The following is a 24,989-nucleotide window of genomic DNA, read 5'->3' as shown; positions in this document are numbered from 1 at the left end:
CAAAAAATGACCGATTGCATAACACCTGGCTCCAGCACTATTTATTGAGGCAATACAGTTGATTGCGCTCTACTTTCAAGTAATTCATCTGTCAGCCCTCCCAAATAGTCCTTCCATTTTTGATTTAGATCTAAACAATCAATCACGTTGTATTTACTTATTAAGGCACCCCTGATTTTCATTCGGCACTGACTCTTTAAACTATAACAACGTGGAAACTTTAGTGCTGGCGGTTTTTCAGAAATATCTTTAATGAGATCATTATAATCTTTCTCGCTGAAACCAACATCTTCCTGATTGATCAGTTCTTGGAGTATCTCTCTTACCGTAAGATTATCATCATTAGACTGATCAATATTACTACCAGCTTTTAATAAGGATGACATATTCATTTTACGAGGAATACGAGCCGCGTTATGTAACGGGGTTTCTCCTGATCGATAATTCAAATGGATTCTACAGGAGGCACCTATCAAACCTTCCACCCTATTTACGGAGGCATTACATGCAGCATGATATAACGGGGTCTCCTGGTTCATATCACGACATTCAGTATTGGCGCCAGCAGCTATAAGGCAATCTAATGCAATCTTTCCCTCGGGGACATTCATTCCACAGGCTTCATCTAATGGTGTATTAGCATTCCCATGTAAACATGGCAGGTTAATATCCGTATAACTTTGTTTAATCAATGATTGAATAAGGTCGCTATTTCCACAATGCCTTATAACAGCTAAATGAACGGGTGTCACCAGCCTTGGCGCCGTATCTCGATCACACGCTCTTATATTCGTGTCAGCACCAGCCTTTAAAAGGAGGTTCACTGACGATACATCTCCATTAGACACAGCATAATGCAAAGGGGTAAACCGGTCTCTCAATGCACGATTGACTGCAATATTGCTCTCTGAGAGCAGGCAGGAGACAACGCTTGAATGCACTTCATCACTGATGGCTCCTGCTAATGGTGTTTGACCTGAATGGTTCAGCAGGTTTACATCAGCGTTGAATTTGCATAATAGTTTTACTATGTCTAAACGGGCAGCCCTGGCGGCAATATGGAGAGCCGTATTTCCTTCACTATCTGCAAGGTTTGTTTTGGCTCCAGCGTTTATAAGCATTTTGCACAACGTTAATCTTCCATGCTCCGAGGCAAGCATGAGTGCTGTCCTGTTGTTTTTGGGAAGTCTCTGGTTAACGTCGAACTTTTCTTTATGTTCCGCCAAAAGGTACTCCAATACCTCGCCTTTATCTTCAATGACAGCTATATGCAGGAGTGTATTTCCATTTTGATCTCTTAGATTAAAATCCTTGCACGTAGCGTGATCAAAAATGCACCTCACCATCTCGATTAAGCCTGTTTTGTTTGCATACACCAAGGGAGATTCAAAATTAGTATCACAAAGATCAATCCTGGCGCCCGATAAACATAATTTTTTTACAACATGAATATGTCGATTTCTTACTGCAATTAATAGCGGTGTTGTGAGCAAATAATCTTCGATATCAACATCAATGTCAGGCTCTTCCATTAGCCGATCCAATATTTCAATACGATTATCTGCTGCTGCAAGAAACAATGGGGTTCTTTTCGTTGCGCTGACGACATTAACATCGATAATGGAACGCTTTTCGGTCAGCAAATAATCAACCATCTTGAGCTTGTCTTCCATAACGGCCGTGTGTAATGGACAATACCCCTTATCATCAAACTTATTAATGGCAGCACCAGCACGACATAAGAACTCAAATGCGACAATATTACTTTCCTTGATGGCTTCTCCAAGTAGTATGTTGGCGGCTAGCACCCTATCGTCTTTACTCAAGGTTCTACACTGTTGAGGTGGTGGTGTCGCCATGACATCCAGATCATTCGTTTTAGCACCAGCCTTACATAGAAGATCGCGCATCGCATCACTTCTACATAATGATAGCGGCGTATTTCTGTTAAAGCTGAGTCTGTTGATATCAAGTTTATCTATTTGCTCAGTTAACAAATAGTTAAATACACTCCAGTTTTCTATCGAGACGGCCAAGTGCAGTATGGTTTCTCCACGGCTATTAACCATATTAAAATTATGACAGACAGCATGATCAAAAATACACTTTATTACTTCGATGTCCCCCAACCTGACGGCATAATGCAATGGGGTAAAGTCGCCATTCGAATTAACAATATCAGTCCTTGCACCAGCTACACACAGCATTTTGATAACGGCAACATCCTTGATGCCAATGGCATTGTATAGTGGTGTTCGTTGCTGTTCATCTACGATATCAAGTTCAATGCCAGGGGTTTTCAGAAGACAGTGAATGATATTGCGATCAATACCAGAGCCTTGCGTTGCAAGATGTAATGCTGTCTTGTGCTGGGCATTGACCATATTGACATCAGTACCGTATGCTGACGCCAGCAAAAAATGAACCATATCTTCATTTTTTTGCATAACTGCAATATGCAGTGCGCAATTACCCTCAGAATTTTGTTCATTAACATCAGCACCGGCCTCGCACAGGCAACTCACAACACGGAGATGATTCCCCTTAACAGCTTCATGAAGAGCCGCAGAACCGCAATGATTTTCCCAGCGAAAATCCACCCGCAGCTCCAGTAATCTTTTGACGGTTGGGAGATCACCCATCCTTGCAGCTATGTTCAACCTGAAAACCTGACGGTGTTCAGCACCTGCTTCAATTAAAAGTAAAGGCATTTCAGGGTAACTGCCCTGCTCCAGGGCCAGGGAAAGCGGTGTCTTACCTGTGCGTGTTAATTGATTGACTTGAGCATGATCACTGTGTTTCAGGAGAGCTTGCAGATTTTCTTCATTATTTTTTATTTGGGCCGCGATATGAAGCGGCGTTTCTCCATCAGGGCTTTCCAGATGAACGGCTGCACCTGCCAAAATTAGCATTTCTATTACTTTTCCCTTACCTGGAAATTTAGCAATATCCTGAAGCACGGTTTTGCCATTGAGCGTAAAATTAATATCAGGAAGCAAGAATTTACTTAAAAAACGTCGAAGGGAATCCAGATCTGCTGATGCAGCAGCCCACCATATGACACGCTGTCTGGCTTCAACGGTCATATTTTCTGGTAAATTTGCACCTGCTTGCAGTAGTAAATAGAGCCCATACATATTAGCTTTTTGGCTTGCTATACCTGCTGGCGTAATACCGCTTTTATTTGGAAAATTGATATGAGTCAAAGCACCATGATCAAGTAGAAACTGAATATAAGCGTTTGCATTATCGGCTGAAGCCACCAAAAACAAAGGAGTCTGACCTAATAAGTCTAATTGATTTACATTCGCGCCCTGTTTAACCAGAACATCTATCGTTTTTTGATTGTCAAACACTTGAGTGGCATAGTGAAGTGGCGTTTGGCCGAGAGCATCAGAGGCATTAACCTCAACCCCATTGCTGACCAGGAAGCTGGTGATATCGATATATCTACTATTGCTCGCAGACACCATTAACGCATTTCGGTTGCGAATGTCCCTGGCATTAATATCAGCCCCTTGGTTAACCAAACGTTTTATTTCTCTTAGTCGTATTTCCGCAGAAAACTCTTTTTGTGGATCAAGAAGATTTATTATTCTACAACCTAATTGATAAGATTCTTCGGAAGCGCCCTGCCCAGAAGATTGAGAATAACTTCCCAAGCTTTCTTCTGCACTCTTGTTTGAATTGAGTTTATCCATAACTCACTCCAGCAATACAACAACTGACATTAAGAGTACTCTATGCACTCTTTTATAATTATCTATAACAATGCAGTCATTTCTTCTGTTGTATTTTTATTTAATATACAACAGAAACAAAAAAATTATTATTGCCTGACGTCAGCTCTCCTGTTTTATTTTTACTCGTTTTCATCAGCCATGATATAACGCCTGACCTTTTCGGGTATGCCAGGTAATACTTCCTGATGTTTACGTATGGGGGCCATGATCTCACTATCAGTTGGCAATATGCTTAACCAGTAACTAAATGATATTAACTCGAATCATCAAGACTGCCCGTTGCAATGCCGTATTACCTATATTATTTCTTACATCAAGGCCTATCTTTTGGGTAGTGGACAGCGTGCTGTACAAAAATTACACGACCTATATCGCTGAAATTGAGCTCAACTGGCAATCGACACCCTCGACACATACATACCACTACCCATATACGTACTTACCACTGTCTCAGGTCAATATTTCTTCGCTTTTGATGTCAGATAATACTGGAAGGGATGGTCATCTTCAGGGGCTGAGAAAAACAAAAACGCCAACAACAAGAATCGCCCCGAACTGGCCTGACGCCCTGTGTAAGCAGGGTTTTCTTTATGTGTAAGGATGAACGATCATGGGTAAACCGACACTTTGTCATATGGTTGCCTATTTAAAGCGTATCGGTGTGACCTTGAGCCCTCTGACCAAAGAGACCATTGAATCGGCCTACTACCGCAGCATCTACCAGGTGCTGCCGCGGGAGCAGACACTGCAGGCCATTGCCTTGCAACCCCATAAACACTACCACCGTCGTTAATGTCATCCGGGAGTGTTATCACGCACAATATAACGATTATTTACAGGTAAAAATGGGTGAAACAGAGCACCCGAACACCTGACCGGCCTTACCGAGCCTCTCTTTCTCCGGCTTATTCATTGTCAGATCCGGAGAAAGAGTTGCCGTCTTCCCCGGGGTGATCCCCCCGCTCTACGCGAAGTGCTGCATAACAATACGGATTCACATCTCCTTCAGCCAATATAAGATGCATTGGTTTTGTAACGTTATTGAGCAGTTATGGATATCATCAATCTATTAGAACGGCCGGACATGATTGACACCCTGGCAAAGTGGCATTTCTCGGAGTGGGGAAACCTGTATCCCAATGAAACTCAGGTAGATTTCAAATCAGCGCTACAGGGCTGCCTTGAGCCGGTTCCCGTCCCTTCAACGTTTATTGCCATAGACAATGGCCTATTGCTCGGCTCGATCAGCATCCTTCACAAGGACATGGACATTGATGCGCCCTGGACACCTTGGCTGGCGAGTTTGTACGTGAATCCTGACTACAGAAACCAGGGAATTGGTAAACGGCTGATTCAACACCTGGTAGATGATTGCACAACCCACTCCATCAGCGAGTTATATTTATTCACACCTGCCAGCCGTACCTATTATGAAAACCTTGGGTGGAAAGTGATCAAAAGCCTCTGTTACAACGGCCAGGAGGTTGACATCATGCATCGCACGCTTTGACGTCCGATCCGATCATTTGTAACAAACAAGGTATACCACACAAAGTGCCATGCTTGTGCAGGTAGGCAGCCAATACGTATACAGGCCGGAAACGCTGCAGGCATTTGAGTGATTACCAACTGCTGGCTTTGAAACAAACACTTCAGCCAGCAATAACCCTTCACGAGGTGCCTGCGATCTTCTTGCAATAATTGTCTGTATTACATGTTTATTTGTTAGTAAGCCAACATGGCCTGAATCAACCCATAGGCAAACATTGTTGCGTGCGGTTGAATTGAGCAGATCACATTACTCTTGATATAAACCACTAGCACTATTAATCGAGAACCCGCCATTCATTAATTCTTCAACATCCTATCAGCTTAACGAAAGTCCCCTTTCATCAAAAAGTCTCTGGATGGCCATTCTGTATGCACAGGTTCCATAAGCCATATCAATTCCTTGTAATATCTTCCAGTTGGCTGTTCCTATATTGAGGAAAAGTTTACAACCACCATCGGGGTCATCGGGCTTATCCTCTATCCTTTCACAGGATGTTCTGGTTTCATGGAATAATTGATAGAGCTCTTTCACTCTGACATCAGACATTTCTATTTTGGAAAACACCAAATACAAAATTTCTGAAAATATCCTGTTTCTTACACCCGTTGAAACTTCATCGGATATTTCTTGATTTTTATCCCGCAGATCATCTTCCCGGTTAAAACGTACATTTTCTACAATAAGAATCAGGTTATTACCCGCAGCTTCAAGATTTTGTCGAACTGCATTTCGATTCCAGACAATCCCCCAGGTTCCACCATCAACAAAATATTTAAAAGCACACATCCAGTGTGCCACAACATTTTCTAATATCTTATTCTCTCTTTCATATGCATCCCAGGCATCTTTGGTTGGATATATCTTTACCTCTCTCTCCTTCGATCCCCACTTCAAAATCTCCGGTCGTGTGTATCGACGTTGACGGGCAACAACAGGAGATTCGGGTTCAGCGGAACCACTGCCTAAACTAATCCCAGTCACCTTTGACTGTACCTCTTTCAAATCAGCATCATCATCCTTCTTACAACAACAGCAAAACCAGCGGTACAGGCAGGAACATATCATCTGGAAAACTAAACTGAGAATGGTATAACAGTTCTGAAAAAAGGCTTTGAATCGTTCACAACAGGTCAGTTGAATCTCTTCATCCTCCAAGGGAGCTGGTACATCTGCAGGGGCATCAGGTACATCAGGCATGTCTCCATTCTGATCAGAATCTGAATTAGCATGATCTGTATCTACACTGGGAATGACAGGCTGAAGCGTCCTCTCTTCATCGGAACCAAGCCAGGCGCTCATATAGCCGAATGTGACTGCATTGACAAAACGTCGGGTATAACCTGATGCTATCGACCACCACCCCGGCCTGACAGAAGCGGATGGATTGACCACTTCACACGCCCTCTGTTCAACTGACGTTTCGGCAGTTTGAGATGACGCCGGTACTTGATACGTATGACCAGTCCCTTCACACACAACCCTTGCAATACTGCTTTGCTCTTCTGCGGCCACGGCTTGCGTCTCTTCACCGCCCTGTTGTTGCGCAGCCATTGCGGAACCTGAGGGCAAAGAGGCCCCACTGAACATAAAAATCTCCTGAATTAAATTCCCCTCATTATCATGCTTGTAAAACGTATTACACTCTCCCTCAAGGTAAGAATCGATAACATCTTGATCAATCAATGTGATATGGCAAGGGTTTTCCGGATGGGTGACTCAAAATGACGCTGTAACTGAAAATAGGGCAATGCCTTCACTTCTGAAACGCTTCGTCGAAGCCTGTTCGCAGCTGTAGCCTGGTGATCGACCTGTCGTCAAAGGTGGTCGGGCCAACTTTGGGAAAGTGATATACTTTGCACGATATATGCGTTCTCTTAATTATTTGATTCCTTGAGCCAATATTTTATCTGTTCGGTCATAGAACACCTTTTCAAAATGATTAGCCGGATTCGACTTAAAGTGTTCAATAAAGGCTTTCTCAAAATTATCCATATCCTCTGAGAATACTCTTTTCAGAGTATCAAGAAGATCTGGAGCGATGTCCGTCGTCAAGTGTTTCGTTGATTTTGCATGCAATAGATTGGTCACTGATTTATACACAGCCAAGGTCTCCTGGTACTGTTGGTGATGTTCTACAAAGGCGCGCATCTCGCCAAACAGTCCCAAAAAATTCTGACGTTTTTCATTAGGATGCTGAATGGTTAGCCTGTTCAATACAATCGCATCGCTCATGCTTAAGTCACCACCGGTAACAACGAGCCTGTTGCATTTCACCAGGAGCGCCGTATCGCTCTTATCGATTGAAGAAGGATCGAGTATCAATATTGTTCTTCCCTTTATCTGCCCAGTTCCTTCATACAACGGCTCTTCCATATCTGCTGATTTAAATCTTATTGCTTTTACCGAAAAATGTTCTAATTTTTGCATCCTCTGTTTTATTATATCTCTGGCATCTTCGCTGGTCTTTGCGACAATAATAATATCATCCGGCTCATTTAAGGTGATTCTAATAATCAATGATACAACACTGGCAAGTGAATGAACGTGACTGACATATACATAATATGTGTGCCTGTTTCTCTTGACGCTGCCATCTTCATTGACAGTTAGCGGTATATTCTCTTTCAACAAATCATTTTCGAAACCATCCCTAATAGCGTAAGGATATGATAAGAAAATACCAAAACAACGACATATCTTCATATTTCCCCTAAAGCCTGTAGGACAAGGAATAATATGACTTTCCTCATAACCAGCCTCCAGGAAATCTGTTTCGAAGTGATATTCATTGAAACAAAACGTTTTATTAACATATCGCCCTGTGTTTTTTCTTAAAGCACTAATCAAACCACTGGGAGCACTTACGATGAGAGATGCCTCGTTGAGAATACCTTCCAGATGCTCCTCTATTACTGGATCACTGTCTTCGTCTTTCGCGGTATTGACGAGATAACACTCTATACTGGCAGCACTGGAAATATTTTTTAATACCCCTAATATTTGGTCTCTATCCTCTTGGGGCATATACACTTCTGCTATAAACAACATGTTCTTACCCTTATGCTTTTGCAGAAGCAGGCACACACTTCTATCACCAAACGCATAATCGCCAAACCCTGCTGTATATGACTCGTGTCCACGCCTGTACTGTCTTGCACAGACGACTATCTCAAACAATTTATGAGGCCGACATTTGAATTCAGGCCACTCACGAAGCACAAAACGGGAATGTTTTTCAGTGTGATGCCTCTCTCGAGAAGCCTGCATTTTTTCCCGTATTTGGGTTTCTGTTGTCAAGCGCATACGACGGGCGTCTGTATCCGTCGCAACCATCAAACCGGTATCAAGCTGCGCTCCCGATTGTGCAACAGCGCCTGTTAGCGCCTCGCCAGTCTGTACTTGCCGACCTTTCATTGAACCTGATGAACTCGTAGCTTTTTCATCCTTGGACGATTTATGAGGTTGCCCTCCGCCTTTGGCTGAAGTCACTTTGCTTGCTTGTTCCATATCATGACATCCAGAGTTTAACAACGATGATCAAGATTTTTGGACAGAATATTCCCCCATTAGTTCTTGCCCGTATTGATTCAAAGATAATGTTTGAAATTTTCTGAGCTTCTATAGATTCAGTTATGATAAATAACACAACTTAGCTTGTTAAAGCCGTTTACCACGAAAAAACATGATTGACAGATATTGTTAATCAATGCACCACAAAGCAGCCCCAAAACAAAAATGAAACTTTATATATCTGAGCCAGCTATTACAGGGCTATTTTTTTATTTTGCATCTCAGTCTCTGTTAAATAGATGAGCAAACTGAATAAATAGTAAAAGAGCCCTTCTCCTTTCTTAATATTCTTACATTACCTTGTTTCGTTACCTGGATCGAACTCAGAGGATATCGTGAAAAATACCGCTTCTTTTTACCTGCTCATAGCCAACACAGACCAAAGACTTCAGCTGACGTTCATTGATACCGGTAACAGTTTCCAGGGAATGACATACTAGCGTTAACTGACGCAATCATATAAAAAGATACGCAGAGTAAAGAATAGTGTCAGACACACATTTCCTGCTTGATGTCGCTGCCAATGCAGCTTAATCTCTCCGCCATGTGACCGGTGCCCTCAGCGTCTCTGTTACGTTTCCGGTCGCTGTACGTCGGTTTACAACTATATAGATTAGTGCCTACGGGAGTTAGCCTATCTCCTCAAGCTCCCTTGCTGACTGTGACATTGCGTGTTTTGCCCCGGATACCTGGCCAGGGAACAGTCCCTTCACCCGTTAGAAAACGCTGTCACTGAACCACCTTTACGACAAGGTACCTATAGATGCTTGATTCCTTTGTGTCTATTTTCCTGGCGCTGTGGCACCAGGATTTCGTAGCGCTGCAGAACCCTGAAAGCATGGTCATGATCTATGTTTGCCTGACATTCGTGATCTGGCTGGAGAGTGCGTTCCTGCCCGCGGCACCGCTTCCCTGCGACAGCGTGGTGATTTTAGCCGGCACCCTCGGGGCAATGGGCGTCATTGATTTTAAGCTGGTCGTCCTTCTGTTGATTCTGGCCTCTGCCATTGGCAGCTGGTTTGCCTATATCCAGGGGCGATGGCTGGACCACTTGCCGACCGTCAAGGGCTGGGTGCACAGGGTTCCGCCACACAGAATGCAAACAGTAGACAACCTGTTGAATCGCCATGGTGTCATTGCACTTTTTGTGGCGCGATTCATTCCAGTCGTCCGTTCATTGTTACCGTTGATGATGGGATTGAGAGTTAAAAACCAGACCCGTTTTTTCCGTTTCGCAGGACTCAGTGCAACAGCCTGGGTATTGCTCCTGACAGGTCTGGGTTACATGCTGACACTCTTACCCGAAAACATGGCCCGCATCACCACCATGGTCTTGATGATTGCGCCTTTTGCGACCCTGGCCATTGCCATTGCCAGCGTGACAACCAGCTGGTTCGTGCGGCGCTATAAGAAAGTACCGCCGATGGCTGCCATTGAGTAAATCGGTTATCAGGCTTCTGTATCATACGTCGGCAGAAGCCTGCTTCGCCTGTTTATCTGGCAGGATTTGTTTCCATTCTCCCCATCAGACAATGCCTGCCAGTAGCCCGGACTTTGCTTCTGCACCTTGGGCTTTATCCAGCTCTGTATGCGTAAGAGAACTACAGCCCATCTTTCGGTAGACACGATCCGGATTGATTTTATTGGCAACCCGAAAAAAATCATCTGCCTCAGAGGGACCTCTATACCGGTCTATCCGCTCTCCTTCTGCAATAAGGTGACCAATAGCCGCTATGACACCCGCCAATCGAGTACGCAGTGCTTTACTTTTACTAAGAAAAGCCGAAAGTATCGGATCTTTTAATGTACTGAGGGTCTGATCGGTAAAGAGACCGGTAATATTCTTCATAAAATCATCAGGTAATTTAATGCCAAGTGATTTAAATACAAGAATCAATTCATCCTTTGCATTTTGTAACCAATTAGTTGCAAGATTAAGCTTTTTGGCTCGAATAGCTTCTCGATTTTTTTCAATCTTATATTTTTTACAAATGTAGTTAAGATTACTACCAGCAATCACTCTTGATCGTTGATAAGTTCTCTCCTGCAGCATCAATAGATTCAATAGCGTTAAGGTCTGATCATACCCCTTCCCCATGCTTGTGATAATTTCGAACACATCATAAAAATCTTCCCAGAATGAGGCGTAATCAAGGTCGGCAGAAACATCACATATCTGTTTTTCTACAACCCTTACCTGCTGCTTGTAGGTATCGCTTGCAACCCATTGTTCGGCTTGATCCATATAGCTTATTTCTTGTTTTTCAGCAGCAGGTATATCAAGTTCTCTTCTGTGCGTGTCTGTTTTCCTTATTTCCTGAGATTGAACTTCCTCCTGCTTTGTATCCAACGGTTGCTGTCTCTTCTTGCTCGACTCAACTTTGGGTGCGCTTTTTTTTCCTTTCTTTTTCTTTTGAGTGGCACTTGCCTGCCTAGCTATCCCCTCTTCAGCCAAGCGCTCAAACTTTAGATAGTCCCTTGGAGTTAAAATACTTTTCTGTTGCAGAATGGCGTCCTGTATCTTTGGCCACAACGGCACAGCGCTATCAGCAGCCAAGCCTTCATCAAGTTCAGCAGTCCTTAGCACACTTTTGGCTTCTGCTTTCAATGCTTTAAAGCCTGTGGATTCATCTGAGGATGAATCACGTGCCGTTAACGCAAGCGCCTCCCAGAGGGTAATGTTGCCACCGGGAGGCTCAGGGTACTTTTTCAATAATTGATTAATCGCTTGCTTGTCTTTAAATGCTAAATATATGCGTGCCAAAGCTATAACTTTATCAGCACAATCCAATGTTTTTTTCGTCGCAAGGAATTCCAGTGCTTTTTCATAGTTTTCACGTTTTATCTTTGCTCTTACCTTAGCCTTTCCTTTTGCTTTAGCCCCCTGCCGCTCGTAGCATAATCCGATTAACAACCGACATAATTTCAGTGATGGATCAAAACAGGGATAGTTTTCTCTTATCCCTTGCTTTTCCTCATTCTCAATTTTCTCCAATAGTTTTGTAAAATGGATGACAGCCTCACTTTCTCGTTTCTGAAAAAGTTGGTAAACACCTTCACCAAACAAATGCAATGTCGTTTCATGGCCGAGCATTTCCACCGCTTTTTCGGCGACATTGACTATCCGTCGTTCATCACCTTTCAGGGTTGTGCCCGGTAATGACTCCGCACCAGCGGGAGGTGAAACCCGCTGCAAAGAAGAAGGGCTGCCTGTCTGCGGATCATCGTCATATACAAAGATTGGTACTACTGACGTATAAAATTTCATCACTAAATACTGAGAGAGTCTTTCTGCCACATAGTTCATCCGACGGCCAGGACGAAGAATATCTCTGACTCCTGTATGAGGCTGCCTTTTTAGACTTTTATCTAAATTCTTTATGTCTAACGCCGCCAGCTCTGCTTTATCCAACCTCTCTTGCCTTTGTCTTTCCGACAAATGGCTACTTTTGATCATCATTTTTTGTTTATCTAGATATTGCTTGGCTTCACTATCACGCAATACTCTTTCATTATTAATTGCTTCAAGTGCTAATTCGACTTCACTTACATCAACAATGACAGATTCTTTTTGTATTTCCATGATTATTTTTATCACACTTTTATCCATGATGATGTCATAATCAACCGAGGTCATTATAACCAGTATACGGCTATACCAGGTAACTATATCATTTGCAGAATTGACATTTACATGTCTCATGATAAATGAGAAAGCCTCATTATAATTTTCCGTCCAAAAAGAATACCTAGCCATAACTTTCTTGAAAAACATTTCTACTCCATGCCCAGGCTCATCGACCACACATTCCGATATTTTTTTCAAAACCCCATAAAATCTACTCTCATTATGTTTAGATGATTTAGTATCACAATGATCATATTCAACTAAAAACATGGAAAATAGATAGCCCAAGCTTCGTATATAGTCATCAAACGCAATACTTTTGACCATTTCATCATTAAGTAAATAATCATAAGCATTCAATATAATTTTCTTAATCGTTTCCTGCAGGTCAGCAACAATCTCTGTTAAAATTTCCATACTCAAAAGATAGAGTATCAGCATTCCATAGCGGGTAAAATCAAGGGTATCACTCTTATCTCTGACAGATAGTAGTGTTTTTAAATCTTTCAAGCAGTTACACATATATTGTTCAACAATATATTTATTTTCATCTGACGAAAGCGTTTTCGACCCCCGCTTAACACTTGACATAAGAGTATACAGCATTGTGAACTTTATAATATTAACACGTAGAAGGTTAAAATTATCATCCACTACAGCTAGTTCATCTCCAAAACGCTTTATCACTTGATCATTATCCTGTTCACAAACCAGTGCTTTAATAGACATGACTAATACAGGTTCACTTGGATACATCTTACAGAAGCCATTGAATGCATTCCTCGCACAAGCAATAAATGCCACATCACTTTCACTTTCTTGCGTACGTCCCAAGAAACCCTTTATGAGAAATGACTCTAGCTCCACCAATAATTTAGCGTATATGCCACCTTTCATTTGAGGTAATATTTTCTTATTTGAGGCAAGAACACCATCCAGCATTTTATGCATAACAGGTGTCACAACCCTTGCCTGCAAGCCCACAGGTTCCGCTGGTGTAGTATGACCACCCGACGCCATAGCGGCTTTACCTGCTTCCAGTGACATGGCTTCCATCGACTCTGCCACTGCTTTTTCCTTTGATGCTGACGTGTCCTCCCTGGTTTTCGGTAGAACTGGTGAATCTTTCCTGATCATTTTTCCCCACAAAAAATTAAATTGTGAGATATATTTTTTCAAACAACTTAAAACATCACTAACAAAATCATCTGAATCACTGACCTTATTTTCATTAAACGGAATTAAAAGACTCTCCAGCCATATCACCACACTTTCTTTTCAACAACGTTCAACACAACGATATTAACCAACATCAATAATAATACGTTCAAAAAGCAACCTCACCCCTACCATTACTCCCGAATATTGAGCTTCTCTTTATTCACCATAAACATGCAGAAAAAACTATTATCCTTTCAGGAGCATCCAGTGAGATATGGAAATTATGAGCTACCGTCTAATTCATTAAGTGACAGCACAATTTTTGACAGTGCCTTGGCCTTACCTTACAAAACTATGCCACAAGAGTTCCCGAAGATAGCTTTTCTTAGCATTTTCAATCAAAGAACGTTACACCATGTCCCATTGTTTTATGTATGCCTGTATTCATGCCCCATGATCGGCCCCTGACACAGGATCAAATCAATCACTGGCAGCGATCTGCCCGATATCGCCAAAGACATGCTGCTGCCTGATCAGGTCAATCCAAAAGCCAACCAGCCCTGGCAAGGTTTGTTTATTTCCCTGCGTGCGATCAATCTTAAAGACATCCCCCCGCGAAGAGGATATGACACCGGTTCGCGGCTACTTCACCCGGCACCGGATCGTAACCGTGTCAAACCGCTACATTAATGCCATCAACAGTATCGCCAACCATATTCAGGATGGCTTTTACCCTGGAAATACCGGCAGCTTTATCGTCTTCCTCTGCGACCACCTGGCCAATCACAAAATTATCCTGATTGACCTTCTGGATGACCGGCCTTGAAGAACGGCTACTGACCGAACATGATCCGGCACTGCGAAATGATTTCGCGGTGATTCGACGCCAGACGATGTACATCCGACGTTATGTGGCCCCGCAACGGGATGTTTTGGTCAAACTGATGATCCTGCTGTCTGATGCACTGAACCAGCGTGTTTATTTACTCTCCCTGATCACGACTATTTTCCTGCCAATGACTTTCCTGACAGGCCTTCTCGGTATCAATCTGAGCGGCATTCCCGGTGCTGATGACAAGAGTGGCTTCTTGATTTTCTACGGTTTGCCCTGCCTGCTATTTATTATTCAGTTGTTGTTTTTCTATCGCCGTAAGTGGATATGATGAGCTGGCGATCCTGATCATGCTATGCCACCAATGTTAATCCACTGAAATTGAAGAAGAAGCATAAAATGTCGGCATCATATTCAAAACATATGCCCATGATGTTTATCGCCAAAAATGACCATCCAAATACGATTAAACCTATCCCCATCCACTACAATTACAAAAATGGTCTAAGGATAGAAATATTATGGGTGTTCGTTTCAATCGTGGCACAGCCTATTTAACCCGTTGGGATGCGGCCGAGTATGCCGCAAAATCTGAAAAAGGGCTTAGAAAACTAAGTTCCATCGGATACTTTTTTAAAGGGATTACTGTGAAGCCTGCTGACGTTAGTAAATTCATAAAAACACAGGAACCCTGTAGCTTAGTGACGAAACTCATCCTTCGTGACATTAATTACCACGATAATGATGACTAAAATCATTCCACGGATAGACCTGTCTGTTTTTTATTGCAACAGGCCCAGTCCAGAATGGAGTTGTCTTCTGCGAGCCGCTATGATGTTGGCAGATAACAATCAAAACAAGGGCTACTTCATGCACGTATCCAGACAGGCAGTGATGGCCGTCACTTTTTTTTCACTGCTTATTGCGCCGTATACATTGGCTGACTCTGAGATATACCGTGTCATTGAAAAAGATGGGTCTGTCGTTTACACCGATGATCCGGCACCTGATGCAAACGCTGAAGCCGTTGAGCTGAAGCCAACTCAGATTGTGCCTACCCAACCCCTGATCAAATCGAAGTCCACGCCTCCAGAACCTGTAACATCTCGCTACAATTACAATGAAGTGCTGATTACCACGCCAGGAGAAAAAGAAAATCTGCGTAACCCCACAGAAATCACAGTGAAAACAACCATCTCGCCGAAACTACTCAATGGGCATCTCATCCGTCTCATGCAAAACGGTAAAGAGGTAGGCCTCAGTAAAGATGGCAGCTTCACGATAAAAGAACCCTACCGTGGAGAGCACACCCTGACGGCACAGGTGCTGGACCAGCGCAAAAAAGTGCTGCTCTCCAGTTCTCCACGCACCATTTATGTTTATCGTCACTCGGCCCTGTTTAACCCGCAACCTGCACCACCCATTGCACCGACCCCGTAACCTCCTGATTACAGCGTAAAGAAACGCCAAAAAACTCAATGCACCTTGTTGGTGCATTTTGCTGTCTATGTCAAAATATCCCGCCCCAATCAGGAACACGTCTGCACACAACACAAACACCAGGCGGGTCATGCACGATAGTTTCCCGGTACTGGTTTGCTTTTTGCATTAACCGGAGGAGTGCAACATGCAACCGGATTATCCACAAGAATTATTACTGCCCATGTACCAGACATTACTGGAAAACCTGACCACTGCCGTACTGGCCTTTGATGCCCGATTGCAGCTCCAGTATATGAATACGGCTGCAGAAACCCTGATCGAAGCCAGCGACAGACAACTGCATGGTTTGCATATCGACGAACTGTTCCGTGAAGAGCCGCCGTCCACCGAGCACCTTCAGCAGGCCTTGAGCAATGCCACCAGTTATACCAAGCGTGAAGCCAAACTACAGTTGCCCAATGGCAGCACCCTGACTGCTGATTACACCGTCACGCCAGTGACCGAGAATGGTCAAACGACACTGTTAATGGAACTCCAGCCCCGGGACCGGCTATTGCGGATCACCCGCGAGGAAACCATCAAGACCCGCCAGGAAACGGCCAAGATCCTTGTCCGCGGTCTGGCCCATGAAATCAAGAATCCGCTTGGCGGCATTCGCGGCGCCGCCCAATTGCTGGCGCGGGAACTGCCGGATGAATCCCTGAAAGACTATACCAACGTCATCATTGAAGAAGCGGATCGCCTGCGTAACCTGGTGGACCGCATGCTGGGGCCGATAAAACCACCCCGGCTGGCCGAGGTGAATATCCATGAAGTGCTGGAACGGGTTTGCAGTCTTATCGATGCGGAAACCGGCGGTAACATGACCCTCACCCGAAACTATGACCCCAGCATTCCCCCTATTTCCGCCGATGCCGAACAGCTGATTCAAGCCACCCTCAATATCGTGCGTAACGCCATGCAGGCCATCAGCCAGCATATGCCACTCAGCGACGGCAATATTACGCTCAAGACACGAATCATGCGCCAGTTCACCATTGGCAATATCCGCCACCGACTGATCTGTCGCCTGGACATTATTGACAATGGTCCCGGCATCCCCGCCGACATGGTGGAAAACATGTTCTATCCCATGATCAGCGGACGGGCAGACGGCACCGGCCTGGGGCTGAGTATTGCCCAATCCATTGTCACCCGGCACAGCGGCGCCATTACCTGTGAAAGTGAGCCCGGCAAAACCGTATTCTCCCTGTTCATCCCCTTTGAACAGCCAGACAGACAAGCAGATGCAGGAGCAGCACCATGAGCACAACCGGTAACGTCTGGATCATAGACGACGATCGTTCCATTCGGTGGGTGCTTGAGCGCGCCATGGCCCAGGAGGGGATCCAGACCAGCAGATTCGAAACCGCGGATGCCGCACTGGCCGCCATCGCGAGCAAGCAGCCTGACGTCATTATCAGCGATGTCCGCATGCCCGGTACGGGTGGCCTGGATTTGCTAAAGCTGATCAAGGACGACTATCCCGCCTTGCCCGTTATCATCATGACCGCACACTCAGATCTTGACAGTGCCGTCGCCTCCTACCAGGGAGGTGCATTCGAATATCTGCCCAAGCCGTTTGATGTGGATGAAGCCGTCACCCTGATCAAACGGGCACTGTCTCATGTTCGTGAACAGGCAATTCAGCACCCGGGGATGGAGAGAGCCGCTACGCCGGAAATCATCGGTGAAGCGCCTGCCATGCAGGAAGTGTTTCGCGCCATTGGTCGTCTGTCACAATCCAATATCACGGTGCTGATCAACGGCGAATCAGGAACCGGTAAGGAACTGGTGGCCCATGCCCTGCATCGCCACAGCCCGCGTGCAGCCAACCCGTTTATTCCCCTGAACATGGCAGCCATTCCCAAGGACTTGATTGAATCTGAACTTTTCGGCCATGAAAAAGGCGCCTTTACCGGCGCCAACCAGATGCGCCGCGGCCGATTTGAACAGGCCAATGGCGGCACCCTGTTTCTGGATGAAATCGGCGACATGCCTGCTGAAACCCAGACCCGGCTCTTACGGGTTCTGGCCGACGGTGAATTCTACCGGGTAGGCGGTCATACGCCTGTACAGGTCGATGTGCGAATTATCGCTGCCACCCACCAGAACCTGGAAAAACTGGTCTCTGCAGGTTCCTTTCGGGAAGACCTCTTCCATCGGTTGAATGTCATCAGGGTTCACCTGCCGCGTCTTGGCGACCGTCGTGAAGACATTCCGTTGCTTACCCGTCACTTCCTGGATCGAGCAGCGCGCGAACTGAATGTAGAACCCAAGCTGCTCCGCCCGGAAACGGAAGCCTACATGAGCAGCCTGGACTGGCCCGGCAACGTCCGACAACTGGAAAACACCTGTCGCTGGATTACGGTGATGGCCTCCAGCCGGGAAGTACACGTATCTGACCTGCCACCGGAACTGCTGGATCAACAGCGGTCATCAACCACCGGCAATAACTGGGAACAAGCGCTGCGCAACTGGGCGGACCAACAGCTCACCCGCGGTGAAAGCGGCCTGCTGGACCGGGCAGTTCCCACGTTTGAGCGGATCATGATTGAAACAGCGCTGAAGCATACCTGTGGCAGACGACGGGATGCCGCTCTTCTGTTGGGCTGGGGACGTAATACCCTGACCCGGAAAATCAAGGAACTCGGCATGAACGACGAGGAAACCATCGATCAGGAAGAAGCGCTGGACGAGGCCGTGTAACGCAGTACAAACAAAAACATGGGGACATAAAAAAACCGCTATTGAATCAATCAATAGCGGTTTTTTTTTCAGGCCTTATTCAGTTCTGGCTGGCTGACGACGCTGGTAGCCACCTTCACGTCCGCCGTCACGACCACCTTCACGACGACGGTTGCCGCCCTGGCCTCCGCGACGCGGTGGACGCTGCTCGCCACCACCGGGAACCTGCTCCATCTTCAGGGGACGGCCGCAGACCCGTACTTTCTGCAGATGCTGCAGAACTTCACCAGGAATGCCTTCAGGCAGATCTACCGTGCTGTAGGTATCAAACAGCTTGATGTGACCGATGTAGCGGTTGTCGATCTCCGCTTCGTTGGCAATGGCGCCAACGATATTACCCGGCATCACGCCGTGCTCACGGCCAACATCCAGGCGATAACGCTGCATGTTTACATTGGCAAATTCACGGGAGCGGCGCTCACCACGATCGCCTCGATCGCCGCGGTCACGACGCTCACGACCACCGTCACGGTCATCACGCTGACGGGGTTCACGGGTACGTACCGGCTCTTCCTTCAGCTGCAGGGGACGGTCTTTCTGCGCCAGGAACAGCAGGGCGGCAGCCAGGTCGATGGTGTCGACTTCGGTCTGGTGACGCATATCGGTCACCACACCCTTGAAGAAATCCAGCTGTTCGTTGTCGAGGGCTTCCTGAACCTGCTGCAGCATCTTGGACACACGACGCTCGGCCACCAGTTCACGGGTCGGCAGGGTCAGCTGCTGAATGGTCTGGCGGGTCGCGCGCTCAATGGAACGCAGCATACGACGCTCGCGGTTCGCCACGAACAGGATCGCCTTACCCTTACGACCAGCACGACCGGTACGGCCGATACGGTGAACGTAAGCTTCAGTATCGTAAGGAATATCGTAGTTAATAACGTGGCTGATCCGTTCAACGTCCAGACCACGGGCGGCCACATCGGTGGCTACCACGATATCCAGTTTGCCTTCACGCAGTTTTTCAACAGTACGCTCACGCAGGGCCTGGGTCATGTCACCGTGCAGCGGGGCACTGGCGTAACCACGGGCTTCCAGCTTTTCCGCCAGCTCGACACTGGAGGTCTTGGTGCGCACGAAAATGATCAGACCGTCGCTTTCTTCGGTTTCCAGGATACGGGTCAACGCATCCAGCTTGTGCAGGCCGCTGACCAGCCAGTAAGACTGCTCGATGGTGTCGACAGTTGTCGTCTTGGCCTTGATACGGACTTCACGGGGATTCTTCAGGTGACGGTGTGCAACCTTGCGGATTGCTTCCGGCATGGTGGCGGAAAACAGCGCGATCTGACGCTCTTCCGGCGTATGCTCCAGAATCCACTCGATATCGTCGATGAAGCCCATCTTCAGCATTTCGTCGGCTTCATCCAGCACCAGCGCCTTCAGGGTGTCCAGGTTCAGGGTGCCACGGCGAATATGGTCCATGACCCGGCCTGGCGTACCGACAATAATCTGGGCGCCACGCTGCAACTGGCGCAGCTGCTGTCCCATGCTCTGGCCGCCGTAGATCGGCAGCACGTGGAACCCTTTCAGGTAACGGGCATAGGACTGGAATGCTTCGGAAACCTGGATCGCCAGCTCGCGGGTCGGCGCCAGAACCAGCAACTGGGTATCCTTGCTGGACAGGTCGATGTTGTTAAGCAGCGGCAGCGCGAAGGCAGCGGTCTTGCCGGTACCGGTCTGGGCCTGGCCCAGCAGGTCACAGCCATCCAGCAGCAGAGGAATACTTTCCGCCTGGATCGGTGAAGGAGTTTCATAACCCAGTTCCTGCAAAGATTGCAGGATGGGCTCGGCAAGTCCGAGTTCCCGGAACTGAGGAATGTTTTCTGACATGATAAATGCGCCTTTCTGGTCAATATAAGGTTTCCCTCACCAAAGGTGACGCAAACCTTAGCTGCACATGATAGTTAAGAATTCATGGCAAATGTGTTGGCGAGGCCGAAAGCCTGACCCCGTCTGGATATACCCTGCTGCAGAGGCAACCTATATCCAGACAGACTCCGGATTCGTCACTCGAAAAGACCGGGGTGTTGCTACCGCAGTACGATAAAGCGGCGAATTGTAACGGATTCCCGGTCACGTTGATACTGGGATTCCCGCAGGTGACGCGGGATGAATACCTGTTTTCGCCAGAATTCCGGCGCTGACTACGGCGTTATTTCATAAGCAATGATAAACACCCCGCCCTTATCAGATATGGGTGTTTAAATACGGCTAGACACAGGATTTAGAGCCACTCCTCCGGCCTATACTGAAATCAGAAATCAGTGAAGGCCAGTCGTAACATGGATGTTCGAGTAGTCGGGCTTCACCACTCGCACCGGAGTATGCCGGTAGCAGCGTGTGCGCCCAGTCAACAGCAGTTCCGCCCTGGTGGTGTCGTCAGTCGCTTTTTATTGGCGCTGTTTCTGGCATCAGTCGCAAGTAATGTCTCCCTGTCCAAGGCGGCCAGCCAAGGGACAGTGGGCAAAACCTCCAGTGGTAGTTTCACTATTACCCTTGTTATACCGCCCCGGTTATCGGTACAAACCCTTTCCGTTGAGCCTGACGTGGTATCAGAAGCAAATGGAGAAACCACTGCAACAGAGACAGCCACCACCAGTGATACAACAACGGTGACAGTCGTGACCGCCAAACAGGTGTTATCGAAAGTGCAGGCCTTACAGGCTGCAGAAGCGACGGCAGAGACTGCGGAAACCACGACAACCAGGCAATCCAGCAGCAATGCTGCGGGCGACCCTCTGCCCGAAGCACCAGCCGAGATCATTCCTACCAACACCCTGCAGCGTAAACTGTGTATACAGGGTAGTGGCATGTCCCACTACTCTCTGCAGGGTAGTGGCATGTCCCACTACTCTCTGCAGGCCAGTGGCAGCCGGAATGATCAGCGCATGGTGTTAAGTTCGGAGTCCGGCAACGAAGTCCCGTACCAGGTGGTTATGACAGATCAGTCAACCCAAGCCCCTATCAATCTCCAAACAGCCAGGACGCTTCCCTTGGACAGGCAAAGCGATTGCAGTACATCTCCTGTCGTCTCGATTGACCTCAGCAATTCCGCACGGAACAACTTGCAGGATAATCGTTATTACGGCGCCGCACAGGTTACAGTAGCCGCTGAGTAATCCAGAAGTAGATTCACTCTGGATTCCTTTACGGCGGCTACTTACAATCGCAGTATTATTGCGCCTGTTTTTCTGGACGAAGCCACTATGATGCGAAGGATTATTACCCCTCTGCTGGTCACACTGCTGTCTGTGGCAGCATCGGGGCTGCACGCCAGCATGTCGCTGGACAAAATGATCGTTTACTTTGAGCCTGGCCAGCCGCCAAGGCAGGACATCATGGTGTCCAACCCGGATCCGGAAAACCTCTACCTGCAGACGGAAGTCTACAAGGTCATCAACCCGGGAAGAGAGAATGAAGAACGCATCAGAATTACAGATCCGGACAAACTGAAACTGCTGGCGACACCTCAGAAAGCCATTATTCCTCCCAATGGCCGCAAGACAGTACGTCTGGTGAGTCTGGAAACCCCGAACACAACAGAGGAAGTCTATCGGGTCACATTTCGCCCCGTCGTCGGGGATATTCAGGCGACACAGACCGCCATCAAGCTGTTGATTGCCTACCAGACGCTGGTCTTTATTCGTCCCACAAACCCAAAATATGACGTCGTGGCGGAGTGGAAGGGGAATACCATCGTCTTCACCAACAGGGGCAACATGAACGCCGTTCTGAGAAACGGAAAATTCTGCACAAGTAAAAAGGATGACAGCTGCAAACCTTTGTCAGAGGGTACCCGCCTGTATGCCGGGCAGAGCTGGACACTGGAACTGCCCGACACCAAAGGCTATGTGCGCTACGGTTTGTTTGACGGCCAGTTTGAAAAAACTAAAACCTTCTCACCCGGCAAAAGCTGATACCTGACGCTATTTGCCTTCTGTCCTGTTGCTTCAGACACCCCTGAAGCAGCAGGACTACGACATCAGCGCCTGCCTTGCCATTGAGACAGCAACAATCACGAGAATCAGTGCCGTCACTCGATTCAGCCAAAGCCATGCTGTCCGTGAAGACAACAGGTGCGACAGACGCCTTGCACCATAGCCAAAACCAAAAAACCAGATCCACGATGACAGAATACAGCCCACCGTAAACGCCAGACGCTGGTCATCCGGATACTGGGCGGCCATGGATCCAATTAATACCACCACTTCAACAAGCGTCTGGGGATTAATGAAATACAGCCCCATCAACACTAAAAGTGTTTTACGAAGATTTCTGTTGCCTTGGCTGCTGAGTATCAACTGCTCAGGCTCGGGGTCACTGCGCAATGTCAACCAGGCGTACCAGAGCAAAAAAACGACACCAGCCCAAAGGGCGCTTTTGAGCAGCCAGTCCACCTGGGAGATCAGCAGTCCCAGACCGGCCGCCCCGACAAGAATAAGCAGCGTATCCGCCAGCGCGCAGAATAAAACAGTCGCCAGCAAATGCTGTCGTAATACACCCTGGCGGAGCACAAACGCATTAATCGCACCAATAGCAGCAATCATTCCGGCATTGACAACAAAGCCGCGGGCAAATGGCATCAGCAGTTCCATGACCTCTCCCTATGGCGCCATTAAACGTATAGTGTGTATTTTCAGGGCTGAGACATTATGACCCGCGCATTATGAATAGCAATGGAGCGACGTTACACCGCGCCATTGCGCAAACGAAAACATTGAATCGTGAATGTGGTAATTACAAACCACCCAACAGGGTGTATTTGATTTCCAGGTATTCATCAAGGCCGTATTTCGAACCTTCCCGACCTATGCCGGATTCCTTATAGCCACCAAAAGGGGCCACCTCCGTAGACAGAATGCCTTCATTGACAGCGACCATGCCATATTCCAGCGCTTCAGCCACCCTGAATACCCTGCCCAGGTCACGGGCATAGAAATAGGCTGCCAAGCCGTATTCGGTGTTATTTGCCATAGCAATAACATCTTCTTCATTACTGAATCGGAACACCGGTGCGACCGGCCCGAAAATTTCTTCCCGGAAACACATCATTTTCGTATTGGCGTCAGCAATAACGGTGGGCTCATAAAAGGTTCCCCCCAAACTGTGGCGCTGACCGCCCACCAGCAACCGTCCCCCTTTTTCCACCGCATCGGCAACATGCTGCTCCACTTTTTCTACGGCGGCCTCATTAATCAGTGGTCCCTGCTGGCTTCCATCAGTCACACCGGGTGCGACTTTGAGCTGTTCGACCTGTCCCGCCAGCTTTTCGACAAATACGTCATAAATACAGTCATGGACAAAGACACGATTGGTACACACACAGGTTTGTCCGGAATTACGGAATTTGGACGCCATCAGCCCTTCTACCGCACGATCAATATCGGCATCCTCGAACACAATAAATGGCGCATTGCCTCCCAGTTCCATGGATACTTTTTTCACGGTGTCCACACACTGCTTCATCAATAGCTTGCCGATAGCTGTCGACCCTGTGAACGACAGCTTTCTTACAATAGGGCTGGCACACATGGCTTGCCCGACTTCAGCCGGTCGTGCCGTTGTCACAACATTCAAAACACCGGCGGGTATACCGGCACGATCTCCCAGCTCTGCCAGCGCCAGGGCACACAGGGGTGTTGCTTCAGCGGGTTTGATCACGATTGAACAACCTGCCGCCAAGGCCGGCGCGGCTTTTCGGGTAATCATGGCAATCGGGAAATTCCAGGGAGTGATAGCTGCCACTACACCTACGGGCTCGCGAGTAACCAGCACTTTACGTCCCGGCAGGTGCTCGGGTACCACATCGCCATAGGCTCGCTTGCCCTCCTCCGCAAACCACTCAACAAATGAGGCCCCATAAAGCACTTCCCCCCGCGATTCAGTCAGCGGTTTGCCCTGCTCACTGGTCATCAGCAGGGCCAGGTCTTCCTGGTGTTCAATGATCAACTCATACCAGCGACGAAGAATGGTTCCACGGGCTTTGGCGGTCTGTTGCTTCCATAATGTCTGTGCACTCGCTGCAGCCTGAATAGCGGCATCGGTCTCTGTCTCGCCGAGATCAGGAACATGAACCAGTAGCTCACCATTGGCAGGATTGGTCACAGGCAGAGTCTTCTGGCTGCTGACCCAGACGCCATCAATATAAGCCTGTGAACGTAAAAGATTCTGATCATTCAGTTGCATGAAACACCCGCATAATTCTTATATCACCTGAAAATCTGGCAGTACGATATCCAAGCCACCCAATCTGTAAAATATTTCAAACGAACTCCA

Annotated in this window: 18 protein-coding genes; 11 read left to right on the top strand and 7 right to left on the bottom strand. The window is 47.2% G+C overall.

Features of this window, described 5'->3' with window-relative positions:
• Positions 1-41 precede the first annotated feature (41 nt).
• Positions 42-3,701, bottom strand: coding sequence for an ankyrin repeat domain-containing protein (locus AC27K1_RS11405; RefSeq protein ID WP_487150669.1), 3,660 nt, complete (start codon positions 3,699-3,701; stop codon positions 42-44).
• A 652-nt stretch (positions 3,702-4,353) separates the two neighbouring features.
• On the opposite strand from AC27K1_RS11405, the gene AC27K1_RS11400 reads away from it, so the two are divergent.
• Both AC27K1_RS11400 and AC27K1_RS11395 read left to right on the top strand, forming a co-directional pair.
• Positions 4,354-4,536, top strand: coding sequence for a hypothetical protein (locus tag AC27K1_RS11400; RefSeq protein WP_487150668.1), 183 nt, complete (start codon positions 4,354-4,356; stop codon positions 4,534-4,536).
• Positions 4,537-4,794: 258 nt separating this feature from the next.
• Positions 4,795-5,253, top strand: coding sequence for a GNAT family N-acetyltransferase (locus tag AC27K1_RS11395; RefSeq protein ID WP_487150666.1), 459 nt, complete (start codon positions 4,795-4,797; stop codon positions 5,251-5,253).
• Positions 5,254-5,610: 357 nt separating this feature from the next.
• Here the strand turns inward: AC27K1_RS11395 and AC27K1_RS11390 are convergent, their stop codons facing one another.
• Positions 5,611-6,846 carry a hypothetical protein gene (locus AC27K1_RS11390; protein ID WP_487150664.1) on the bottom strand — a complete coding sequence of 412 codons (1,236 nt, stop codon included), beginning with the start codon at positions 6,844-6,846 and terminating at the stop codon, positions 5,611-5,613.
• Between the two features lie 327 nt (positions 6,847-7,173).
• Positions 7,174-8,802: a hypothetical protein gene (locus AC27K1_RS11385; protein ID WP_487150662.1), complete on the bottom strand. Its 1,629-nt coding sequence runs from the start codon at positions 8,800-8,802 to the stop codon at positions 7,174-7,176.
• An 826-nt stretch (positions 8,803-9,628) separates the two neighbouring features.
• Between AC27K1_RS11385 and AC27K1_RS11380 the strand changes: the two genes are divergently transcribed.
• Complete coding sequence (locus AC27K1_RS11380; protein ID WP_487150661.1) at positions 9,629-10,306, top strand: DedA family protein; 678 nt, start codon at positions 9,629-9,631, stop codon at positions 10,304-10,306.
• 84 nt (positions 10,307-10,390) lie between these two features.
• On the opposite strand, the gene AC27K1_RS11375 is transcribed toward AC27K1_RS11380, so the two are convergent.
• Positions 10,391-13,759 (bottom strand): hypothetical protein, encoded by a 3,369-nt coding sequence (locus AC27K1_RS11375; RefSeq protein ID WP_487150660.1) that lies wholly within the window; start codon positions 13,757-13,759, stop codon positions 10,391-10,393.
• Positions 13,760-14,279: 520 nt separating this feature from the next.
• Here AC27K1_RS11375 and AC27K1_RS11370 point away from each other — a divergent pair.
• The 6 genes from AC27K1_RS11370 (at position 14,280) to glnG (ending at position 18,677) form a co-directional block, all read left to right on the top strand.
• Complete coding sequence (locus AC27K1_RS11370; RefSeq protein ID WP_487150658.1) at positions 14,280-14,480, top strand: hypothetical protein; 201 nt, start codon at positions 14,280-14,282, stop codon at positions 14,478-14,480.
• Positions 14,467-14,817 (top strand): CorA family divalent cation transporter, encoded by a 351-nt coding sequence (locus AC27K1_RS11365; protein ID WP_487150657.1) that lies wholly within the window; start codon positions 14,467-14,469, stop codon positions 14,815-14,817. The genes AC27K1_RS11370 and AC27K1_RS11365 overlap by 14 nt, the downstream gene beginning before the upstream one ends.
• A 190-nt stretch (positions 14,818-15,007) precedes the next feature.
• On the top strand, positions 15,008-15,238 hold the full coding sequence (locus AC27K1_RS11360) for a hypothetical protein (protein ID WP_487150656.1): 231 nt from the start codon (positions 15,008-15,010) through the stop codon (positions 15,236-15,238).
• Positions 15,239-15,317: 79 nt separating this feature from the next.
• Entirely contained in the window at positions 15,318-15,926 is a 609-nt protein-coding gene (locus AC27K1_RS11355; RefSeq protein ID WP_487150655.1) for a DUF4124 domain-containing protein, read from the top strand.
• 187 nt (positions 15,927-16,113) lie between these two features.
• On the top strand, positions 16,114-17,235 hold the full coding sequence (gene glnL / locus AC27K1_RS11350; RefSeq protein WP_487150654.1) for a nitrogen regulation protein NR(II): 1,122 nt from the start codon (positions 16,114-16,116) through the stop codon (positions 17,233-17,235).
• Positions 17,232-18,677, top strand: a complete 1,446-nt coding sequence (glnG, locus tag AC27K1_RS11345) for a nitrogen regulation protein NR(I) (protein ID WP_487150653.1) — start codon at positions 17,232-17,234, stop codon at positions 18,675-18,677. Before glnL ends, glnG begins: the two co-directional genes overlap by 4 nt.
• A gap of 75 nt (positions 18,678-18,752) precedes the next feature.
• On the opposite strand, the gene AC27K1_RS11340 is transcribed toward glnG, so the two are convergent.
• Complete coding sequence (locus tag AC27K1_RS11340) at positions 18,753-20,543, bottom strand: DEAD/DEAH box helicase (RefSeq protein WP_487150652.1); 1,791 nt, start codon at positions 20,541-20,543, stop codon at positions 18,753-18,755.
• A 452-nt stretch (positions 20,544-20,995) separates the two neighbouring features.
• On the opposite strand from AC27K1_RS11340, the gene AC27K1_RS11335 reads away from it, so the two are divergent.
• Positions 20,996-21,832: a hypothetical protein gene (locus AC27K1_RS11335; RefSeq protein ID WP_487150650.1), complete on the top strand. Its 837-nt coding sequence runs from the start codon at positions 20,996-20,998 to the stop codon at positions 21,830-21,832.
• Positions 21,833-21,919: 87 nt separating this feature from the next.
• Positions 21,920-22,630, top strand: coding sequence for a fimbrial biogenesis chaperone (locus tag AC27K1_RS11330; RefSeq protein WP_487150648.1), 711 nt, complete (start codon positions 21,920-21,922; stop codon positions 22,628-22,630).
• Between the two features lie 57 nt (positions 22,631-22,687).
• On the opposite strand, the gene AC27K1_RS11325 is transcribed toward AC27K1_RS11330, so the two are convergent.
• A complete protein-coding gene (locus tag AC27K1_RS11325) occupies positions 22,688-23,308 on the bottom strand; it encodes a LysE/ArgO family amino acid transporter (protein WP_487150646.1) in 621 nt (206 codons plus the stop codon).
• 142 nt (positions 23,309-23,450) lie between these two features.
• Positions 23,451-24,899, bottom strand: coding sequence for an NAD-dependent succinate-semialdehyde dehydrogenase (locus AC27K1_RS11320; protein ID WP_487150645.1), 1,449 nt, complete (start codon positions 24,897-24,899; stop codon positions 23,451-23,453).
• Positions 24,900-24,989 lie beyond the last annotated feature (90 nt).

This window comes from Kistimonas ophiarachnellae, from assembly GCF_057552235.1.
Note: the sequence above shows the minus strand (reverse complement) of the source record. Positions and strands in the feature narration are given on the sequence as shown.